At 65.4% G+C, this 20192-nt stretch carries 17 protein-coding genes and 3 pseudogenes; 8 read left to right on the top strand and 12 right to left on the bottom strand.

Annotation, left to right across the window (positions count from 1 at the left end):
* Positions 1-75 precede the first annotated feature (75 nt).
* A complete protein-coding gene (locus FBY22_RS03765) occupies positions 76-816 on the top strand; it encodes a GntR family transcriptional regulator (protein ID WP_142142470.1) in 741 nt (246 codons plus the stop codon).
* 386 nt (positions 817-1202) lie between these two features.
* Here FBY22_RS03765 and FBY22_RS03760 read toward each other — a convergent pair whose 3' ends face one another.
* Positions 1203-2135, bottom strand: a complete 933-nt coding sequence (locus FBY22_RS03760; RefSeq protein ID WP_142142469.1) for a hypothetical protein — start codon at positions 2133-2135, stop codon at positions 1203-1205.
* 366 nt (positions 2136-2501) lie between these two features.
* Between FBY22_RS03760 and FBY22_RS03755 the strand changes: the two genes are divergently transcribed.
* The gene (locus FBY22_RS03755) at positions 2502-2723 is read left to right on the top strand and encodes a hypothetical protein (protein ID WP_142142468.1); all 222 of its coding nucleotides are present in this window, start codon (positions 2502-2504) and stop codon (positions 2721-2723) included.
* A gap of 974 nt (positions 2724-3697) precedes the next feature.
* Here FBY22_RS03755 and FBY22_RS03750 read toward each other — a convergent pair.
* Positions 3698-4012: a hypothetical protein gene (locus tag FBY22_RS03750; RefSeq protein ID WP_260844704.1), complete on the bottom strand. Its 315-nt coding sequence runs from the start codon at positions 4010-4012 to the stop codon at positions 3698-3700.
* Between the two features lie 174 nt (positions 4013-4186).
* Complete coding sequence (locus FBY22_RS03745) at positions 4187-4516, bottom strand: hypothetical protein (RefSeq protein WP_142142467.1); 330 nt, start codon at positions 4514-4516, stop codon at positions 4187-4189.
* Positions 4517-4895: 379 nt separating this feature from the next.
* Here FBY22_RS03745 and FBY22_RS45675 point away from each other — a divergent pair.
* From FBY22_RS45675 to FBY22_RS03735, 3 genes and pseudogenes are all read left to right on the top strand, one after another.
* Positions 4896-5051 (top strand): annotated as a pseudogene (locus FBY22_RS45675) (helix-turn-helix domain-containing protein); the annotation flags it as partial.
* Positions 5052-5289: 238 nt separating this feature from the next.
* On the top strand, positions 5290-5394 hold the full coding sequence (locus FBY22_RS44665) for a winged helix-turn-helix domain-containing protein (RefSeq protein WP_260845003.1): 105 nt from the start codon (positions 5290-5292) through the stop codon (positions 5392-5394).
* The gene (locus FBY22_RS03735) at positions 5391-5672 is read left to right on the top strand and encodes a hypothetical protein (RefSeq protein WP_142142466.1); all 282 of its coding nucleotides are present in this window, start codon (positions 5391-5393) and stop codon (positions 5670-5672) included. The genes FBY22_RS44665 and FBY22_RS03735 overlap by 4 nt, the downstream gene beginning before the upstream one ends.
* 12 nt (positions 5673-5684) lie before the next feature.
* Here FBY22_RS03735 and putP read toward each other — a convergent pair whose 3' ends face one another.
* Entirely contained in the window at positions 5685-9284 is a 3600-nt protein-coding gene (putP, locus tag FBY22_RS45670) for a sodium/proline symporter PutP (RefSeq protein WP_142142465.1), read from the bottom strand.
* Between the two features lie 310 nt (positions 9285-9594).
* Positions 9595-9873: pseudogene (locus tag FBY22_RS03725) on the bottom strand (hypothetical protein); the annotation flags it as partial.
* A gap of 654 nt (positions 9874-10527) precedes the next feature.
* Between FBY22_RS03725 and FBY22_RS43825 the strand changes: the two are divergent.
* Entirely contained in the window at positions 10528-10665 is a 138-nt protein-coding gene (locus tag FBY22_RS43825) for a hypothetical protein (protein WP_160159856.1), read from the top strand.
* 417 nt (positions 10666-11082) lie between these two features.
* On the opposite strand, the gene FBY22_RS44650 is transcribed toward FBY22_RS43825, so the two are convergent.
* From FBY22_RS44650 to FBY22_RS03715, 3 genes and pseudogenes are all read right to left on the bottom strand, one after another.
* A complete protein-coding gene (locus tag FBY22_RS44650; RefSeq protein ID WP_260844703.1) occupies positions 11083-12909 on the bottom strand; it encodes an NACHT domain-containing NTPase in 1827 nt (608 codons plus the stop codon).
* Positions 12910-13878: 969 nt separating this feature from the next.
* Positions 13879-14400: pseudogene (locus tag FBY22_RS45865) on the bottom strand (serine protease); the annotation flags it as partial.
* Positions 14401-14409: 9 nt separating this feature from the next.
* A complete protein-coding gene (locus FBY22_RS03715; protein WP_142142462.1) occupies positions 14410-14754 on the bottom strand; it encodes a CU044_2847 family protein in 345 nt (114 codons plus the stop codon).
* A gap of 763 nt (positions 14755-15517) precedes the next feature.
* Between FBY22_RS03715 and FBY22_RS03710 the strand changes: the two genes are divergently transcribed.
* Positions 15518-16060: a PH domain-containing protein gene (locus FBY22_RS03710; protein ID WP_142147334.1), complete on the top strand. Its 543-nt coding sequence runs from the start codon at positions 15518-15520 to the stop codon at positions 16058-16060.
* 297 nt (positions 16061-16357) lie between these two features.
* Here the strand turns inward: FBY22_RS03710 and FBY22_RS03705 are convergent, their stop codons facing one another.
* From FBY22_RS03705 to FBY22_RS03695, 3 genes are read right to left on the bottom strand one after another with little or no spacing between them, the layout of a single operon-like run.
* On the bottom strand, positions 16358-16678 hold the full coding sequence (locus FBY22_RS03705; RefSeq protein WP_174267081.1) for a hypothetical protein: 321 nt from the start codon (positions 16676-16678) through the stop codon (positions 16358-16360).
* Between the two features lie 4 nt (positions 16679-16682).
* Entirely contained in the window at positions 16683-17003 is a 321-nt protein-coding gene (locus FBY22_RS03700) for a hypothetical protein (protein WP_142142461.1), read from the bottom strand.
* On the bottom strand, positions 16993-17553 hold the full coding sequence (locus FBY22_RS03695) for a bifunctional DNA primase/polymerase (protein WP_260844702.1): 561 nt from the start codon (positions 17551-17553) through the stop codon (positions 16993-16995). The genes FBY22_RS03700 and FBY22_RS03695 overlap by 11 nt, the downstream gene beginning before the upstream one ends.
* Before the next feature lie 405 nt (positions 17554-17958).
* Here FBY22_RS03695 and FBY22_RS03690 point away from each other — a divergent pair, with 405 nt between their 5' ends.
* Positions 17959-19206: a hypothetical protein gene (locus FBY22_RS03690; RefSeq protein WP_174267080.1), complete on the top strand. Its 1248-nt coding sequence runs from the start codon at positions 17959-17961 to the stop codon at positions 19204-19206.
* Positions 19207-19215: 9 nt separating this feature from the next.
* Here FBY22_RS03690 and FBY22_RS03685 read toward each other — a convergent pair whose 3' ends face one another.
* Positions 19216-20145 (bottom strand): phosphotransferase family protein, encoded by a 930-nt coding sequence (locus FBY22_RS03685; RefSeq protein ID WP_142142459.1) that lies wholly within the window; start codon positions 20143-20145, stop codon positions 19216-19218.
* Between the last annotated feature and the right edge of the window lie 47 nt (positions 20146-20192).

Genomic DNA, 20192 nt, shown 5'->3' with positions numbered 1-20192 from the left:
GAAGCTGTCCACGATCGTGGGCACGCCGTCTACGACGAAGAACAGCCGCAGAAGCCACGGCCACGGAGGGCCCACATGCCGCCGAAGAACACGCAGCCGAAGTATCGGCAGATCGCCGACTACCTGCGCGATGGCATCTTGGACGGCACCTTCGCGGCCGGCCAACCGCTTCCGTCGGAGGAGGCGTTGGCGAAGCAGTTCGGCGTGACGCGCCCCACAGTCCGTCAGGGCCTGTCCGAGCTACGGGCATCCGGTCTCGTCGAGGCCATCATGGGCCGCGGCACCTTCGCCCGCTCCCCCCACAACCGCCCGAGCCACACGCGTCCGCGCGGCGTACGCCGGGCCCCCGACGGCCGTTACATCGAGGCCGATGGCATCCGCTGGACCGACGCCGAGCCACCCGTAGCCACCCGAACCGACGCCCCGTTGGCCCTGGCGGACCTACTCCGCATCCCACCGGGCGAGCCGATGTTCACGTACGACGCCCTACAGACGGCCGACCATGGCCGGCTCCGCCAGCTCCACCGGACGTACGTGCCGTTCTCAGTACTGATCGACACCAAGTACGAGGAGGAGGCTCCGCCGCCAGCTCCGGAGCTCTACAGCGCACTCGCTGGCCTGGGCCACGAACTCCACTTCACGGAGTACGTCCGCACCCGCATGCCACTACCGGACCAGACCCAGGCGCTCCGACTGGCGGATGGCGTACCTCTCCTACACGTCCTCCGCGTGACGCTCGCGGAGGCGGACAAGCCCTTGGCGCTGGAAGAGTTCCACCTACCGGGCGACGAGTTGGAGCTGTCGTTCCGGCTGTAGCCGAACCCCAGTTGGCTCAGACTTTCTCCACGGAATCAAGGCGGCTCGCTCCGCTCCCCGCGCGCGGCCCGGCCCCCGGCCGGGCCTGCGCTCCAGTCTCCGCCCCGCTCCAGCCCGGCCGGCGCCCGCCCCGCGCGCAGCAATCAGCCGCCTGAGGCCAGAAAAGGGGTACGTCGTGGCTGGGGCGGTCGGCTTCACGGCTTTGCGGAGCCGCTTTGGTGCGAGCCTCGAAGGTCACGGCCTCAAGGTCATGCTTTACCGGGCAGGTCCACAGACTGCCCGACGCGCCGAAAGCTTACGGGTTCGTGATCACTCGCGCCAAAGCAGCGCCACATCAAAGCCGTTGCACCGACCTCTAATCACGAAAATTCCGCAGTCTCCCATAATCAGCCGCGTCGGAGGACGCGGCTCACTGCGCCAATAACCGTGGCTCCGATCACCCAGCCTGAGATAACGAGACAGGCAGCTACCAGTTGTGGAACCCACCAAGTCGGATGCCACCTAGCTTGTTCACTGAATCCTACCAATGGGATAATTAAGTCCAGGGGGTAAATAATGTGCTCGACCCAAGACATATGCAGCGGCTTCGCAGTAACCGATTCTGGCGCGCTCGCCGCAAAGGTAATCAAACCTATGCCCCATAGAACAATCAGCCATTTCGCCGCACGCCACGGTTTGTAACCGTAGCCTATAGTCGCATCCTCCACCCAATGAATAAAATTCCGCAGCTTACCTCGCCGAACCGCGACCTCGCCCGTCACTATGGCGGTATTCTGACGCCGGAACAAATGCACAACTCTCGCTGAAACCCGCCGAATAGTGTTCAGCCATCTCCGTATAGCCTTATTCCACTCTGCATAACTAGACGGGAAGCTGACCCCATAACCATCCGCAGTCATACGCCACAGTGCCTTTCGAGCCGACGCTTTCCGACCATCGCGCTCGTAGGCTTTCGCTAGCTGCATAAACGGCTGAGGGCTAGGCCCCTCTTCTTTAAGGTCATCGTAGGAAATTGCAGGCAGGTCAGACTGGTTATCGTTGCGGTGTCGCGACTTGCGCGCCCCTTGAGCGACCCAGTTGAGCCGCCGTTGCGGATCAGCGCCATGTATAAGATAGTACTCAAAACCCTTCAGTACCGCCGCGTAGCATTCCTTGTCTATCAAGTCATCAAGCAGTACGCCCACTTTGGCACCCGTCAGGTCGACTATACCTCCTTCTTGCGGAGCGCATTCTCCTGAGATGTGCAGAATACCGGCCCGAAGGCCACCGAGGTCAAGCGCCGGCTCCCACTTACCCCTCTCCAAATCAGTTGTCTTCACCCAAGCCTCTCCGCCGACCGTAACCCCCATTAGACTTACTGTGCCACGGGCAGCGAACGACAACTGAGGCGATGTGTTTTCAGGGTTTACCTGACGGCACCTCCGAAGAAAGGACTTTCGGTCCAAATCCACTGCGGGGCGCCACGAGCGGAGGTACAGGTTTCCTTTGATAGTGGATCTATCAAAAATTATCGAATCTTGAGCAACCAACGACGATATCCCATGGAGTGTGGCGCCATCGAAATACACTGACCCATCCACAGTGCATCCAATTCCATGCAATGTACCAATGCATATCATTGCGCGGTCACAAAATAGGCTGCCTCCAATCTGCGCGCGATCGAGATAGACGGAAGGGTGCTCCCCGTGACACTCATGAACGTTGGTAATATTGCAGAAATGCGCACCCCTAAAATTGCACTCTCCACCAACCTTGGCCCCGATGAAATTCACCTGACCAAATGCCCTGAGTTGGTCGGCTTCGAGTTCACCATCAACTTTAATGTCTTCCGCGAAAATTGCTTCCGCGTTCTCGCACCCTTCGACATTTCTGCCATTGGTGATTCTCGCACCCTGCAAGTTCAGTGAGCCACGAATACGCGCACCGTACAGATCTACTCGTCCCGTGACGGACAAACGCCTTTTAGTACAGCTGCTAATGAAATTTCCCCCGACCTCCATGTGGCTCGCTGCTAGCGCATCGTCCCCGCACAGTCTTGCACCTTCGAGGTGCACATCGTCGCGTATGTGAGCCCCCGAAATATTTACCGCCCCTGTGATACTTTCCAGGTGCAGGTCACCCTTCATTACCTCCAAGTGGCTGGCCTCTAGCTTCGGGAATGTGCACCTCCTCAACGAGACAGAGGGAAGGGTTGCTTCTGTCAGATTCACCTCATCCGTGAAAAAGCAATGATCGAATATCAATGGCTGCTCAACAACCGCATGCGAGAGATTAAGAGGCCCTTCTATAATTGCATCCCTGTACGCGTGCACTGGCACGCTGCCTTTTGGGGCGGCAAGAGTCGTAAGTATCTCTGCCGATACTTCTTTGGCCCGCATGACTGAAGGAGTCACGGTTCTCATTCCTTCAAACGAAGTCCCCCACTTGGGCGGTGTCAACAACGAGAACCCCAGCGTGGAATCTCATTTGCTGGCTTCACCGAAGCGTCTGTCCGCCTTGAGGACGCGCATACAAATAGGGAAGCACATTCTCGCGTCTACGGCATGTCGGATGGTCATTGGACCTGTGCGGATAGCGCGACATGCAGGTCAACCTCAAGTCATGGCCGTGAGGCGGGGCCAAAGACGATACGAGCGGCAGCGTGGCTGACGCCGGTGGGGGTGCAGCGAGGCACACGCGCGCCTGGTCGGTCGGCGCACCCGCCGTCGTGGCTCACTGTCGTCGGCTGAGGTCCGTGCCACAACCGTGCCAGATGCAGGGGTCAGCCACGGTCAACGCCAGTGCTCTGCGGTCGAGTAGCGGCTCGCTTCGCCGGCCAGCAAAGCCGCAGCTCAGGCGTAAGATCGCCCATCCTCTCTCCTAAAGTGGTTGTCCAGCACGCTCACTGAGTCCACACTCTCTGGAACTCTTCGGCCGGGATGGCCTCCAGCGGATCTTCTTCAGGATCGATCGCTTGGTCTGTCAGGCCGCCGTGCTCGTCCTCCAGGTGCTCCCAGCTGTACCGGTGGAGCTGGCCGGCCGAGGTCAGCTCGGCCTGCTTGATGACGATCAACTCGCCGCGGTCGGGTACGGCCTCGATGTACCAGAGGCCGCCTTCCTCGTCAGCGTGGCGGAAGTGGTGCCGCAGCGTGGCGCTCTCGTCGAGTGCTCGCAGGTACGCCATGATCTCTGCCGCGATTCGCTCCAGGTCAACCACGGGACCATCGTGCCAGCGCAGCGCGCGCAGTTGGGCCGCCCTGACATCCATAAGTGACATCAACGGCCCCGGACGCCAGCACTCCTAGGCGACCTGGCAGGGCCAGTTTGGTCATGTGGCTCCCCGGCAGGGCCGAGGAGTGATCGAACTCCTGAAGCGGTGCTCACCTTCCGCTCAGGTCCAGGGCATGAAGTCGGCGGACAGGTTGAGATGGAAGGGGGATCCTGAAGCCGTTGGAATCCAGCCCTCGCACAGGGCGCGTTCGATGGCTCGGGCAACGGCGGACGGCAGTACCGCTTCAGCCTCGCGCCCGATCCAGTTGCTCGGGTGCGCCTGATTGGTGGTGACCACAAGCGTCGTCCCCGGGATATCCGCGTGCTCGACCGCGTACGTGCACGGTGACCAGGCCAGACCCTGAGCGTAGGTCGGCCAGCGTCGCAACCGCCAGCGGTAGGCCGTGCCATCCACGACGATGCGCCGTGCGCCCTTACGCCCCAGTGTCATGACTCCCCCTCGATATGGAGGATGCTAGCGACTCCGGCTTACCGTCCGTAGAAGGCAGACGTGCCAGAACCGTGCCAGATCGTGCGGGGAACCACGGGGAACATCGGGTACTGGTTCCACACGCAATCGGATGCTGGCAGCGCTCCGCCCAGGTCAGCCGGACAATCGCCCCTAGATCACCTCAGCTTCCCAAGCTGAGAGCGCGAGTTCGATTCTCGTCACCCGCTCCAGAATTTGCCCCCAGGTCAGCGGCCTGGGGGTCACTTGTTGTCTAGTCCAATTCGAGGGTGACGTGCCCTCCGCGTGCCCTAAGTCGAGGCGAACTGAGGTTTTCGCTTCGGGGTGACGAGGCCGCCGTGGGTGGGTGTAGTCCGGTGACATGAGGTATCCCGATGGGGGTGGCCTGACCGCGGTGGAGCGGGACAGGCGGGAGCGGGTGCGGTTCCGGTTCCAGGCCGCCGGGATGTTCGCGGCCGGCATGAAGCCGCCGCAGGTCGCGCGGGCGTTACGGGTGTCGCGGAAGTCCGCGTATGCCTGGCATGCCGCCTGGCGGGAGGGCGGGATGGACGCCCTGCGTTCCAAGGGGCCCTCGGGGGTGGCTTCGCGGATGAAGCCGGCCTGGCGGGCCTGGCTGGCTGGGGCGTTGGAGCAGGGCCGGCTGCGCACGGCTGGGCGGAAGACCAGCTGTGGACGCTTGCTCGGGTCTCGGTGCTGGTCGCCCGTCGTTTCCATGTGCGCTTCAGCCAGCCGCACTCTCCAGGATCCTGAGGCAGATGGGCTTTTCCGTCCAGGTCCCGGTGCACCGGGCCGCCGAACGGGACGAGGAGCAGGTACGCGTGTGGCGAGAGGAGACCTGGGCGCGCGTGGAAAGAAGGTGAGGGAGCAGGATGCGTGGCTGGTGTTCGAGGACGAGTCGGGCCAGGCTCTGCGTCCGCCCAAGGCCCGCACCTGGTCCCGTATCGGAGTGCCACCGCAGGTCAACGTGTCGGGGCAGGGATCGGGACGGGTGTCGGTCGCCGGGATGGTCTGCGCGAAGCCGGGCGAGCGGACCCGCCTGATCTACCGGATGCTGGTGCACCACCCCGGCCGACGCGGCGAGAAGAACGGTTTCAACTGGTCGGTGCCGAAAAGCTCGTTGATGTGGCCGCCCAGCTAGGCTGTCGCCTCCTCATGCCGTAGGACCAGGATGGGCAACCGTGTCGGCGGGTATGACCTGCTCCGTCCAGATGATCTTGCCGGTCGCCGTGTAACGCGTGCCCCATCGCTGTGCGAGCTGGGCCACGATCAGCAGGCCCCGCCCTCCCTCGTCGGTGGTACGGGCGTGGCGCAGGCGCGGTGAAGTGCTGCTGGCGTCGGAGACCTCGCAGATCAGGCCGCGGTCCCGGACCAGGCGGAGGGAGACCGGTCCGGTCGCATGGCGGATGGCATTGGTGACCAACTCGCTGACGATGAGCTCCGTGGTGAAGGCCAGATCGAGCATGCCCCACTCCGACAACTGCCGGACGGCGAGGCCGCGGGCGTCCGCGACGGCGGCCGGATCGCTGGGCAGGTGCCATGAGACCGCCTGGTCAGGGGCCAGGACGTGGGTCCGGGCGAGGAGCAGGGCCACGTCGTCGGACGGCGGCCCCGTCAACAGGGCGTCGACCGCGCCCATGCCGATCTCCTCGAGCGCCTTCCCGCACACCGCGAGGGCGTCGCCCAGCCGGGAGAGCCCTACGTCGATGTCCCGGTCGAACGTCTCGATGAGGCCGTCCGTGTAGAGGGCGATGAGGGTGCCCTCGGCCAGCTCCACCTCGATGGACTCGAAGGGGAGGTACCCGAGCCCGAGGGGTGGTCCGGCGGGCAGGTCGAGGACATCGGCGGTGCCGTCGGGGCCGACAATCACGGGCGGGAGGTGGCCGGCGCGGGCCAGCGTGCACCGTCTGCTGATGGGGTCGTACACGGCGTACAGGCAGGTGGCCCCCAGGAATGCGGCGGCGGCGGTCTCGTCGTCGGCCGCCGCCGACTCCTCGCCGCCCTGCTCCCCCATGTGGCCGATGACCAGGTCGTCCAGATGGGCCAGCAGTTCGTCCGGGGGGAGGTCCAGGTCGGCGAGCGTCCGTACCGCGGTGCGCAGGCGCCCCATGGTCGCCGCCGCGTTCATGCCATGTCCGACGACGTCCCCGACGACCAGTGCGACCCGGGCTCCGGAGAGCGGAATCACGTCGAACCAGTCGCCGCCCACACCGCTGGGGGCATCCGCGGGCAGGTACCAGGACGCCACTTCCAGGGCGGAGCCTCCGGTCAGCTCCTGAGGGAGCAGGTAACGCTGCATGGAGCGGGCCGCGGTGCGCTCGCGGGTGTAGCGGCGCGCGTTATCGACGGCGACGGCCGCACGGGAGACGAGTTCCTCGGCGAGCCGCACGTCGTCGTCCTCGAAGGGGCCCGTACGCCCGGTGCGGGCGAACGTCGCCACGCCCAAGGTGATGCCGCGCGCCCGAACCGGGACCACCATCAGCGAGCGGAAGTCGAAATCGCGGAGGTTGGCTCCCAGTGACTCGTCCTCGGTCACCCAGGCGCTGGAGGAGAGGTCCAGGGCGAGTTCCACCAGGGTGGTGCTCTCCAGCAGGCACCGGGTCACCGGCGACAAGGGGGCACGCCGGACCGTCTCGCCCACGGCCAGGCTCGCCTCCGGGCAGCCCTCCCGCACCGACTGCTGGCCCGCGCGGCGTATGACGGGCGTCATGCCCACCGGTCCGGGGGCCGGCTCCTCGCCTCTCATGACCGCGTCCAGCAGGTCGACGGCGACGAACTCGGCGACGGACGGGACCGCCTCGTCCGCCAGTTCCTGCGCGGTCCGCGTCACTTCCAGCGTGCTGCCGATACGCGCGCCCGCGTCGTTCAGCAGGGCCAGGCGTTCCTGGGCCCGCCAGCGCTCGGTGACGTCGACGACCATGTACGAGATGCCGACGTACCGGCCCTTGCGGTCCTTCATGCCGAAGAAGGAGGCGGAGCACGCGCGCATGCGGTCGGGGTCGGTGTAACTGGGACCGCGGTACTCGTGGTCCAGCACCGGGGTCCCGGTCTCGAGAACCTTGCGCATCTGCTCCTCGAACACCTCCGCCTCCGGCCTCGGCAGTACCTCCCTCACGTGCCGCCCCAGTCGTTGCTCGAGGGGGATGAGGCGGTCCAGTGGCTCGTTCACCCAGACGTAGCGCAGATCCGTGTCCAGGACGGCCATGCCGACCGGTGCGTGAGTGAGAAACGGGGTGCCCATCAGCTGGCTCGTCCCTCCGCCCGGCATCCGCCAGAAGGCCCGTTTCGGTGGTCGGCCGACGAACCTGCCGAAGACCAGTGCGGCGACCGTGGCGACCAGTACGCCCGGGACCATTTCGTAGATGCCCGACTCGAGTGGTCCGAGCAGTGGATTGATCTTCTTCCAGAGCAGGACCGTGGCCGCGCCCGACACGATCCCGGCCATGGCCCCCGCCCACGTCATGCGCGGCCAGTACAGCGAGAGGAGGACGACCGGTCCGAAGGCGGCTCCGAAACCCGCCCAGGCGTGCGCGACGATGTCCAGCAGCCCGCCGCCCCTGAGCGCGATCCCATAGGCCACCAGGATCACCACGACGACGGCGCCGCGACCGACCCACACGAGCGCCTTGTCCCCGGCACGCCGGTGGAGAAGCGCGCGGTAGAAGTCCTCGGTGAGGGCGACGGACGACACGAGAAGCTGGCTGTCCGCGGTCGACATGATCGCGGCCAGTACGGCGATCAGCATCACGCCGGCGATCCAGGGCGTGAGCAGGGTCTGGGTCAGGGCGATGTACACCGTGTCCGGGTCGCTGAGCGGCGTGCCGAGCCGCCCGATGCCCACCAGGCCGACGAGCGTGGCGCCGGCGAGCACGACGATGACCCATCCCGTTCCGATACGGCGGGCCGCGGGGATGGCACCTGTGCTGCGGATGCCCATGAAGCGGGCCAGGATGTGCGGCTGGCCGAAGTAGCCGAGGCCCCAGGCGAGCAAGGAGACCGTCGCCACGGCGCCGAGCGACCCGCCTGGCGACCACCGGCCGTCCGCGTAGTCGACCCGGGCCCCCATGTCCAGCAGGTGCGACGCCTCGCCGTCGAGGCCGTGGCGCAACGCGCCGAAGCCGCCGAGCGCCGCGACACCGGTCAGAGGGACCACGAGCAGGGCGAGGAACATCAGGGTGCCCTGCATGACGTGCGTCAGGCTCACGGCGAGGAAGCCGCCCAGGCACGCGTAGATGACGATCACCAAAGCGGTCAGAGTCACCCCGACCCCGAAACGGATGTCGAAGACCTGCTTGAACAGCAACCCGCCGGCCACCAGGCCACTGGCCACGTAGACGGTGAAGAACACGAGGGTGACCGCAGCCGACACCACCCGGAGCATCCGGGTGCGGTCCTCGAACCGCTCCTCCAGGTATGCCGACAGGCTCACGGAGTTCTCGGCGCGCTCGGTGTAGGTGCGCAGCCGGGGGGCGACGAACAGCCAGTTGAGGTAGGTGCCGATGACCAGGCCGACAGCGATCCAGCTGGCGCCGAGGCCGGCCGCGTACACCGCTCCGGGAAGCGCGAGGAACAGCCAGCCGGACATGTCACTGGCCCCGGCGGACAGGGCGGCGACGAACGCGCTGAGCCTGCGGCCACCCAGGGCGAAGTCGGCGAAGGTGTGAGTGCGGGTGTACGCCCAGACGCCTGTTCCGATCATGGCAGCCACGTATATGAGGAACGTAGTGAGGATCGGCGCACTCAAATCCAACATAGGGTCCTCGCCTGCGAGGTTCATAAGGCGGGTGCGGCCGTCGGCACGCCTGGCAGTCTGTATGCCCTGGCGTATAAATGTACAGATCCCGGCCGTAAGGGAGCGACCTGCACGTCCGTGCGTCCACGATGCGGGGTTCAGGTGGCGAGTTCGAGCACGGAGACCACGTGGCCAACAGATTCCTGACCGGACCTTTCCGGCCGGCTGCGCCTATCACCCACCCGGTGCCTTCGGGGCCCCGCAGCGGGGTCCTGAGCCGTTGGCCGGGATGCGATGCGGTTCCGCCGTTGGATGGTGGAGTCATGAACCATCACCACCGGTCCCAACGGACGATCGAGATCAGCACCCGGCTTGTGACGACCGGTGTCGTACTCACCGCGGCCGGGGCGGCGGTGGCGTGCACCGGCATGGCCTGCTGCCCGTCGAACACGGACTCCCACGGCCGGGCGACCAGCCCCGGCAGCGAGACCGGCGCGCCCAACGCCAGCCCCTCGGAGACACCGCTCTCCGGAACGGTGACCTTGATCAGCGACGACTCGCCTTCCGCGATGTGGACGACGCCGATGGTCATCAGCGATTCACCGCAAACCGTCGAGATGATCGGGCTGAAAGGACCGAGCGCCCGCATCCACGAGACGCTCTGGACTCATCGTCATTCGGGGCGGCCCCCGGCGGCGTAAATATGATCGCTTGGACCCGCCGGTCAAGAACTGAAGTGAATCGGAAGATTTTCGAACACTATGCCGAATGGTTCGACCACTTGTGGGAGCTGCTCGGGCGGGTCTCCCCACCGCCAGGTCGCCGGGGAGGCCGCTAAGCAGAGATGTCGAATGAAACTGCCTGGACCGTCTGCAATGCCCGCAGGTTCCCAAGCTCAGGGCTTCCGCCGCCGGATACGCAGTGGCCAGCTGGCACGTGGTTCTGTACCTTGCCCCCATGACCAACAACCGAAGGGGCAATGCCGCGTAGGCGCCCATCAGCCCTGCGGGGCGACCTCTCTATCCGCCTCCTGAGGCGGCGACGGTACCCGTTTATAGATGGCCTGTCGGGATCTTGCACAGCTGACCTGCGCCGGCTGGAGCGGACCCGCTTCTGGCCCGAAGCCACGGAAGAAGCGTTCTGGCACTGGAAGGCCCTTGCCCATGGCCCTCTCAGGCAACTCGTGGACCAACTCGCGGACTCTGATTGCGGCATCCTTGGGTGCGGGTGTTATGGCGTCGACTTCCGCGGACACCTTGAAGCCGTGCCTCACGCACTACCCAGGAAGAGCGCCCGTGAGTTGCGCGCCGTCCTGTGGGCCCTCGACAAGAAGATCCTGGCGAGGGCCAAGGTCATCCCGGCTGACAGCCTGGACGTGCCATGGTGGCGAGGTCAGCTCTAGGACCATGGGCGGCCGTCTCGGTTTCCGTCTCATTCAGCCCCGTTCACGGCCGTTCAGACAAGACCGGACGCCAGCCGTCTCCAAGAGGCCAGCCGCGCATGAACGCAGGTGAACGCCCCTGCACGAAGCCCAATGCCCCACCAACACAATTGGAAAGCGTGTTGGCGGTGCGAGATTCAGCGGGTGTCTGGTCGCGCTTGGCCCGATTGGGTTTGCCGGACGCCGGTGCATGCCTCCAGCGTGTTGCCGTCCGCGTCGAGAATCAGCAGTGGCAGACGCGCTCGCGAGGTGCCGTAGCCCACGTGGCGACCGTCCCAGTGATGCCACAACGGCATTCGAGGAGGGGTGATCATCGCCACGAAGCCCAGTCACGTGGACAGTCCTCTTCAACACACCAGCAATCGGGGCGGCCTCCTACTACTCTCCTCGGCTCAAGGCCCGTCTCGCACGTCTGCGCTCGCGGCTAGTTAAGGCTGGGTCCGATGCCAGGGCCTGTAGGTGCGCTGTTGCGAGTGGAGACCCGAGATCCATCAGCCGCTCGGCGGCCTCGATACGTACTTCTACGGGCCGGGACGGGTCCGACGACCAGGTGGCAAGGAGTTCCGCGGCTTTTCCCCTGGTGAGTTCCATCAGCCACATCAAGCCACGCTCGCGGCCTTCCGACTCGATCGCTGGGTCACTGGCCAATTCCGCCAACAGGGCAACGCCTTGTTCTTCATGGCCACGCATAAGGAGGGACCCGGCCGCGTCCGCGCGATCGGTCGAGGGAACGCGCGGATCCGTGGCGAACACACGCAGTAGAGTGGCGGCTCGTTCCGGATCGACGGAGTGAAGGTCCGTGGCAGCTCGGAGCCGGTCCGACACGGAAAGGCCCTCGTCGTTGGTCAGAGTCGCAAGTACATCCTTTGCCTGATCGGGAGCGACTTTAGCCAGCTCCACAGCTGCGTTGATGCGTTCGCCAGGCTCCGCGGTGCGATCGGCCGCGAAGCTAAGCAAGAACGCCATCGACCGCTCGGGGGCTGTCCGAGCCAGCGTGGCTGCCGCCATGGTCCGGGTGTACGGGGACGCCGAGTCATCACTTGCCAGCGCTGTAAGCGCTTCGTCGCCCAACTGTGCGTCGACGTCCAGAAGTCGTCGTGCAGCATGGATCCGCTTGTCGTGAGGCTTGTCCGAACCGGCCATGCGGCGCAACAGCTCGATGCCTTGCTCCCGGTCCACGTCGACGAGCCATCGCGCAGCCCAGGAGCCAAAACGCTCGTCGTCGGCGAGACGAGCGATCAGGGCAGCTCCCCGACGTCGGTCCAGCTCCGTTAGATACAAAATGGCCAGTTGCTGATCCGCGTGATGCACGTCCGGGTCTGTCGCAGAGCGAACCAGCGCTTCAGTCACGCATTCGATCACGCCAGCGGACAGTGGAACCCCATCGATAGCCAAAGCAGCGGCCGCCTCTTGGGCGGTCGGGGTGCCGTGCGCCAGCAGAGCGAGTACGAGGCTCTCCAGGTTATGGCCCTCGCGCGCCCACACCCCAGCCGTGAACAAGGCGAAGGACTCCATGTCGGGGAGAACCGCAAGAGACAGTGTCTCCTCATCCGGAGGAACCTCCCGGCAGTACCGGCAGGCGGCCAGATACTCAGCGAAAGTCTCGTGAACGAAGGAGAACACTCCGAAGCGCTCGACCAAAACGCCACTCTGACGCAGCAGTTCCCTGAGAACTTCGCGCCATTGGCCAACGGGCAGGCCTGCGGGCCGTAGCCCGTCTGTGGCCTCGACGGCGATGTCCAACAACGGTCGAGCGTCCCCCTCAATGCGCCTGTGGGCGATCTCCTCCATCAACTCACGAACACCGGAGATGAGTTGTTCGGCAGCCTCCTCCCCCCGTGTCCCTGCCTGGCGGCGCACATGGGAGGGCAGGCGACGATACAGGTCGAGGCGCTCTCGCTCGACATCCAGGAGCAGCTCGGTGAACTGCTCATACAGCTCCGCCCGGCTCCTCGGCAGACGACAATCCCCGCTCTGGCCGAACAACAGGCAGGCCATTGTCGCGAGCAGCGGAACCCGGGCCGCATCCCGAAGCCGACCACGGTCCAGCTCGACAAGAAAACGCTCAGCAAGGCTCTCGGTGCCGGAAAGGTTCATTGCCTCGAACCATTTGGTGGCGAGTACACGAAGCTCGGAGTGGTCGAAAGGTTGAAGCCAGTGCGTTGGTGCCTTGCGGCACAAGAGCAGCGTTTCGGCCTCGTCCAACGGCCGGCTCGTCAGGACAAAACGATATCGCTGTGGGTCCGCAGCCATCACCGCGTGCACAGCCCGTCGGCGATCACGACGACTGAGAATTTCGTCCAGGCCGTCGACTAGCACTAGCCACGGCACACCAGGCACCGGAGACACCTGGAACAAATCTGCTGGCAGCGGAGAGTGCAGTCGCGTCCCCAAGTCCGCGCACGCCGCGGCGTGAAGCGCCTCCGACAGGCTAGTGGACGCAGAAAGGGCCTCGGCCGGAACCCGTACGGGCACCGCGGCGCCCATACGGTGATCGAGCCAGGAGGACGCGAGCCGTGTGGTCATATGGCGTAGCAAGCTCGACTTGCCAGCTCCGGGACCACCAAGGATCAGCGCATGGGGTGCTAGTTCCGGGAGCCCACCCACTGTCATAGGTGCCCAGGTGGATTCTGTCGTGTCGCCTTCTACGCCGTGTCGCCCGTCCTCCGTGTCCAGCGAGTCCGGTTCGTCGATGGCGCCCGCCGGTTCGGTGCTTTGCCGCTGGCGGTCGGCTTTGTATCCGGCAAACGCAAGTCGTATGTGTCTGCGCATCATCATCATGGACCGCCGTGAGGCGGCATCCTCCGAGGACCAAGATCCCGAGGAGCGCGGACTGCTTGCCTCTGGTCCGTGGGCGAGCCTCTGTTCGAGGTAGACAGCCGACAAGTCTCCGGCAGCGGGAAGTGCCGCAGCGTAGGGATGTTCGTCAGCGGATTCCCGCGCGGCATAGAGATAGGCACGCAAACGGGGACCAGGAGCGCACCAACCACCTGCTCGGATCTGTTCGTCGTCGAGGAGGCTGAGCCAGCCCCAGTTGTCGGACACCGCCTGCCCGCGGGCTTCTACAAGCTCGGGAAACGCGTCCAAAACAACGGACGTCGGGATGAGTCGGGCTCCATACTCCTCACCGGCCCCGGCCTGAGGACGCTGACGGGCTCGGATCACGCCAGCCACGCACCCTGTCCTCCTGTTGAGCACGGGTGCACCGCTGTGCCCCGGGAACACCTGGCCACCGGCAACTTTGTCGAGAGCCGCGCCGCCAACATGCCAGCCGCCGCCCACGTAACGAAACGCGAGCGGATCTCCGCCCCGATAGTCCGTCTGGGGATACCCGAAGGCCCACAGTTCGTCTCCAGGGTCACAAGGCACGGCCAAGCACACCCCGGGGTGAGGGGCCTCAGAAGAAGCGACCCGAAGAAGGGCAAGGTCAGGGCCCTGTCCCTCCCCAAATGGTCGCATGTCCTTCGGGTCGGTCGACAGCCGAAGCTGTTTACCGTTCCAGAGCCCCTCCACCCCCGGTGCCAACTCGCCGTCCGCACCAAGAACCACGTGGGCGCAGGTGAGCACCACACCAGGCGCGACGAAGAAACCAGTGCCGTACTTGGTAGCCCCCGCCGTCCGGACAGTCAAGGCAAGAGTCGCCGTCCGGAATGCTGTCTCCAAACTGCTAGCACCGGCAATGCCCGACGTACTCACAGTGTGCCCCTACGCTTGCCACTCCAGCGTGACCTTCAGATTCGACTTGGCGCTGCCCTTCGCGATCAGAACGCTCAGTCCGCTAGGTTCAATTGCCAGCTCACACCCGAACTCCAGAGTCACTTTGTCGGGTCTGGCTTGGCGCAGCGCCTGGGTGACCTGACTCGCGAATCCGGACAACGCGGCGGTGACGGAGCTGAGGTCGGGGATGACGCTGGCAACTTCCTCGTCCTCGGACCATGTGCCGCCCCCCGTCTCTGAGGCACCGTGAAGGCTCGTCGCCTCGATGTACAGCACGCCGCCGTCAACTGCGACCGGTGTGATGGTAGTCCGGTCACTCACTACGTCCGTCATCGCGCAGCCCTCTCATCCCTGATGGCGTGCTCGCAGTATGACGGACCTTCCTGCGGCGCGTGCGATAGACGCCGAGGAACACCCGCACAAGGGAGACCATGGCCAAGCCGTTCGCCAGGGCGCTGCTGCTCGCGGCCAGCAGTACAGCAGCGAAGTACAGCAGCCACAGCAAGTGACCATGACCAACCGTCACCCTAAGGGACCAAATAACAACCTCTATGACCCCCCTGACCGATCTCTGTAGAGCTACGGATCAGAAAGCTTCTGACATTCACTGCTGACATCAACGACGCCGGACGGGGGTGTACACCAGCACCCATGTCCGGCCGACGCACCCGTCGCCGACAGCAGCCGGAGCGAGCTCGGATCGAACTCCTACTTCTGGCAGGGCAGTCGGACAAACGACAGCGCCAGCCCTCGCCGACTGACATCAACGGCAGCAGCAGTACGCACACCGGGACGGGGCTTCTCGTGGCCGTCACATCTGGCGAGCGTCGGAGGCTCCCTGGCTGCTGATCGAACCCCCTACACCGGTGGTCCTAGGCAGGATGCTCCGCCGGCTCCGGCTTCGTGGCGATCCATCGCCGCGTCCGCCCGAGTTGGCGTTCTGGCCGCCACGAACCGCCCCTTCACCGAACCATCCCCTTGCATATCTGGGTCAGTTGGGTTGGTGCACCGATATGATTGTGGATCACGGAGGGCACCGAGCTAACCCCCCAGGCCCAGGACCTCGCCTACCTTGCTGTCTCGAGAGAGGTGCCTGATGGCGACCTTCAATGTGCGGCCGGACATCGATGCCGCTGCCGCGAAGCTGAGCAACACGTTTGGCGCCAAGAGGGAGATCAAGAGACTTCCCGAGGTGCTATGGGAAGACGAACTCGTCGACATGCTCGCCACAGGCACGTACGCCAACGGCACGGGCATCGTCGCGATGACGAACATGCGGCTGCTGTTCCTTAAGCATGGTGTGATGTCACAAACCGTGGAGGACTTCCCCTACGGCAAGGTCTCCTCGGTGCAGTGGCACGGTGGCCTGGTGATGGGGACGCTGACTGTATACACGTCAGGGAACCGCGCGGACATCAAGAACATGCCGAAGGACCAGGGCAAAGCGATGGCTGACAAACTGCGCATGCACATCGCTCAGGGAACGCAGCCAGGCGCGGCACCAGCGGCGGCGCCCACTCCCGTACAAGGTCAGGATGTTGCATCCAGACTCGCGACGCTGGACCAGCTGCGAGCCGCAGGGGCTATCACTGATGCGGAATATCAGGACCGAAGGAAGGCGATCATCGACAGCCTGTAGGGCAGGGTGAAGCTCCGCCCCCGCCCATGTGGGCGGGGGCCTTCCTCATGACTGTGCATCAACGACCCCACTGGCCCTCGGGGCCCCGTGTCGCGTCAGCCACGCGGGCCGACTGCTGAAGCACGCCCCCGACGACAGGCGTGCCAAACCCGTGCCAGATCGTGCGGCCACGGGGATCACCAGGGAACCAGTCGACCGCCCACCACGCCTCGACGCTTCTCACCTGCAGGTCGGCCTCGGAACAACTCCTGAATACCCTCAGCTTCCCAAACTGATGGCCCGACCGCCGGGAGCAGTTCAAGCCGCAGGTGCTTCCCCGGGAGGGAGCAGAGAGCCGTCCGTCGCCGCGTCACGCGATTCCGCGGCCAGTCCGGCCGTAATCAGCGTCGCCAGCAACTCAGCCGCTTCGGGACGAACGGTCCCGAGCTGCACCAGTCCATCACCGAAGACGTTCACATCGGCCACCAGGCCAGGGAAGTCGGAGTCCAGCCCGAGGAGCACGAGCTGATCAGCCAGGACGCCGGCGCTTCGTCGTGCGCGGTTCCAGCCGCGTACGTAGGGCACACCGGGCGACAGGTTCTCCGCTCGTTTGGCTACCACTCCGCGCCGGTCGGTCATGTCGTCAGGCCCTTCCCTTGTGTTCTTCGGCGACGGTCGGCCCGTGATCGTCGTCGTTATGGTCTCGGCCGAAGCCGCTTGCCAGGGCCAGGCGCAGGAGCTCTGCGAGACGCTCGGCCGTGGCGGGGGACACTCGGCCCAGTTCGACGAGGCCGTGTCCGAAGGCGTTCAAGTCCGCGCGCAGGTAGGGGAAGTCCTTCTCCAGCCCGGCACGAACGAGGACGTCTCGCAATGCGGTGGTCGCGTTTCGGGCCGCGTACCAGCCGTCGCTGTCGAGGGGCGACCACGCGGCAGCGTCGCGCCCGTCGGTCGGCTCAGTCGGCATCCGTGCTCGTCTCCTCAGGGAGCGCGGCGACCGCCGCGTACGGCGTCGGGTACTGCTCGTCGAAGCGATCGATCCTTGCCGGGAGTTCGGCCGAGGCGACCAGCGCGGTGGCGAGAGCGACGGGGCGCAGCGGGTTGGCTTCCGGTCGGCGTGTAGGCGCGCGGAGCCACTGATAGCGGTCATCGGACAGCGGGATGGGGCCCGGTACGACGACGGCGCAGTCGTGGCTCAGGTACCGGTAGGGCGGTGGCGAGGACGTTTCGCGTTCGAGGTAGTGCGTGAAGGTCTCGCGGCTCTGCGAGCAGAGGAAGAACCCGACCCGCTGTGCCTTGCGGTCGACGACCGTCGGTCCGAACGGCATCGCGCTTCGCAGGAGGCGGTCGAACATCTCCATCCCGAGGCGCTGTTCCACGCTCACCACGTCGAAGTAACGGCCGGTCGGTAGCAGACAGGGCTTCCGGGGATCGTCCCCCCAAACCTGCCGGCACTCGGTGGGGTTGTCCGCTGCCGCCGACAGCCACTCCATGCCCCTCCTGGTCATCCTCTGCACGTCAACTCACCTCGGTCGAGACTCGGTTGGGGCCGCAATGCCGCCCTGTGTCCAGACTCGGGGTCGCCACCCCGGCTAGGGCAGATGACGAGAGGTGACGGGGGGTGACGGGTCATGCCTGGAGGCGTCATCCCCCGTCATGGAACAACAGCCCTCGATCTCCGGTTACTTGCAGCGCCCAGTGAAGAACAGCGCGTACATTCGGTTGTAAGGCCAAAGAGTCGTGCGCCCCAGAAGTCGCACCCGTGCTCAGATGGGGAGGGAACGGTCACGTCTTCGCTGGAGCCGATCAGCGTTCGCTTACGGCAAGCCCGTGTCGGCCGCGGCTGGAGTCAACCGCGGTTGGTGCGCGAGTTGCGTCAGGTTGCGCTTCGCCGCGGGCACCAACTTCCGTCGGACGCCAGCGTGAAACGCCGTATCGCCAGTTGGGAGAACGGCCACAGCACGCCGGACGACTTCTACGGCCCGTTGCTGTGCGAGGCGTACGACCTCAGCGCCGCCGAGTTGGGGCTGAACCACGAGGGCGAGCGGGACACGGGACTCTTGGACGCGAGCTATCCGGCGAGTCCCGAAGGTGCGATCGATACAGTCGGGCAGCTGTGGCGCGCTGATCTCAACCGGCACGAGCCCTTGTTGCAGGCCGAACCGTCCGAGCCCGCGTGGAACGAAGCCTCGCTACGTTGGTTGGTCGCACCCGAGCCAGCCGTTCCTCGTCCTCGTCGGGACGGAATGCGCGTCGGTTTCGGAGACGTGGCCGCCATCAAAACCACGGCGGACATGTTCGCCGAGTTGGACGACCGATTCGGCGGCGACCACGCTCGGCACGCAGCCGTCCAGTACCTGAGCACCGAAGTAACGCCGCTCCTGCGCGGGCAGTACAGCGAGCAAGTTGGGCAAGCCCTGTTCTCGACCGTGGCAGAGGCGACCCTCCTGGCCGGTTGGATGTCATACGACGCCTGCCGTCACGGCCTGGCGCAGCGGTACTTCCTCCAGGCTCTCCGGTTAGGCCAGGACGCCAACGACCGTCGGCTCGCCGGAAGCATCCTGTCCGCCATGAGCCATCAGGCGACGTTCCTCGGTCGCTATACGCAGGCCGCGACGCTCGCCCGCGCGGCTCTCATGGGCATCTCCCCCGTGGCCACGCCGACACTGCGCGCCCAGTTCCACGCCATGGAGGCCCGCGCACTTGCCCGCACCGGCGACGTACGGGCCTGCGAGGCCGCCCTGACCGCGGCCACGAAAGCGCTGGAGAGCAGGAACAGCGACGACGAGCCCGAGTGGATCAGCTACTTCGACGAAGCTGAACTTGCTGCGGAGGCCGCCCACTGCTTCCGCGACGTCAACAGCGCCCGAAAGGCCGTCGCCCACGCCGAGAACGCTATGAGCGGCAGCCACGTACGGAGCGATTTCTTCGCGACCATGGTTCTGGCCGACGCCCACCTACGCGCCGGCGACGTCGAGGAAGCCTGCCGTGTCGCGCTCGATGCGCTCGACCTGGGCGAGCAGCTCAAGTCGGCTCGCTGCATCAGCTACCTTGCCGAGTTCCGGCAGAACCTTGCAGGTGTCGGCAGCAACAGGGACATAGAGACCTTCACCGATCAGGTCAGAGACCACAGGTTGTGGCTCGCCTCCGGCGATCACCTCGGTTCCTGAAAGGCGCGGTCAGAATGGGCCCCACTCGTCTCGGCCCTCACCAGTGCGAAGGGACCTCACTCGACGAGCGAACTCGGCGGCAGCCCGGTCACTGCTCGTGACCTGGTGGCCGAGCCAGGCAACCATCATCAGTTCACGCAGGTCTGCCAGGGTGTCATACCCAGGCCAATTCATGAGGTCGAAGCCGTACCGGTGCACGAACTCGGCGTACTCCGCCTTCGTGTGCCAGGCGTACCGCTCGTAGAAAATCGCCGTCTGGACTAGGTCCCACTCGCGCGGAGCGAGAGCGAAGCCGTCCAAGTCGATGAGCACCGCGTGCCCGTCGCTGTGGCGGAGGATGTTCCCGATGCTGGCATCGCCGTGGATCATGCCGAAGGGGAGGACGAAGTCCAGGCGGTCGTAGTCCTTGCCGAGTCTCGCCGCTCGCTCGTCCAGGAACGTTCGGTCCTCCGCCGAGATACCGTCCAGCCCCTCAAGGGACGCCGCCACCTTGGCCAGCGGGTCGAAGTACGGCAGACGCAGCGACTCAGGTTCTTCGAGCCAGTGCAGGCGGCGGAGAAGATCGGCAAGTTCCCCGACCGTCCCGTACTCCTCGCGCTCTTGGACGCTCTCCCAGAAGGTCACCACGAAGTCGTCGACGACAAGCGGTTGGTCGACCGACGCCGGCACGCGCATAGCCGGGAAGTCCTGCGTCTCAAGCCACCGGGCCACACTCACGGCCCGTCCCATCTCGTCGAGCACCGCCGGATCACGCGCGATGCGGACGATGATCGGTAACGACGCCAGGCGATAGACCGCGTTCGAGCCGAGTCGCAGCAACTCGGCGCCATGGTCGTCGAGTTGGGCCGTCGCGCATGCCTCCCGGAGGACCGGCTCCAGGCCCTCCGCGGTGAACTCCGTGCCGCCGCCGTCAGGTGCCCCGCTGCTGCCCGAGATCATGCCTCGACCATACGGGCCAGGCCGACCGGTCAACAGGCCGCCCACGT

It is taken from the genome of Streptomyces sp. SLBN-31 (genome assembly GCF_006715395.1).
Lineage (GTDB): Bacteria > Actinomycetota > Actinomycetes > Streptomycetales > Streptomycetaceae > Streptomyces.
Note: the sequence above shows the minus strand (reverse complement) of the source record. Positions and strands in the feature narration are given on the sequence as shown.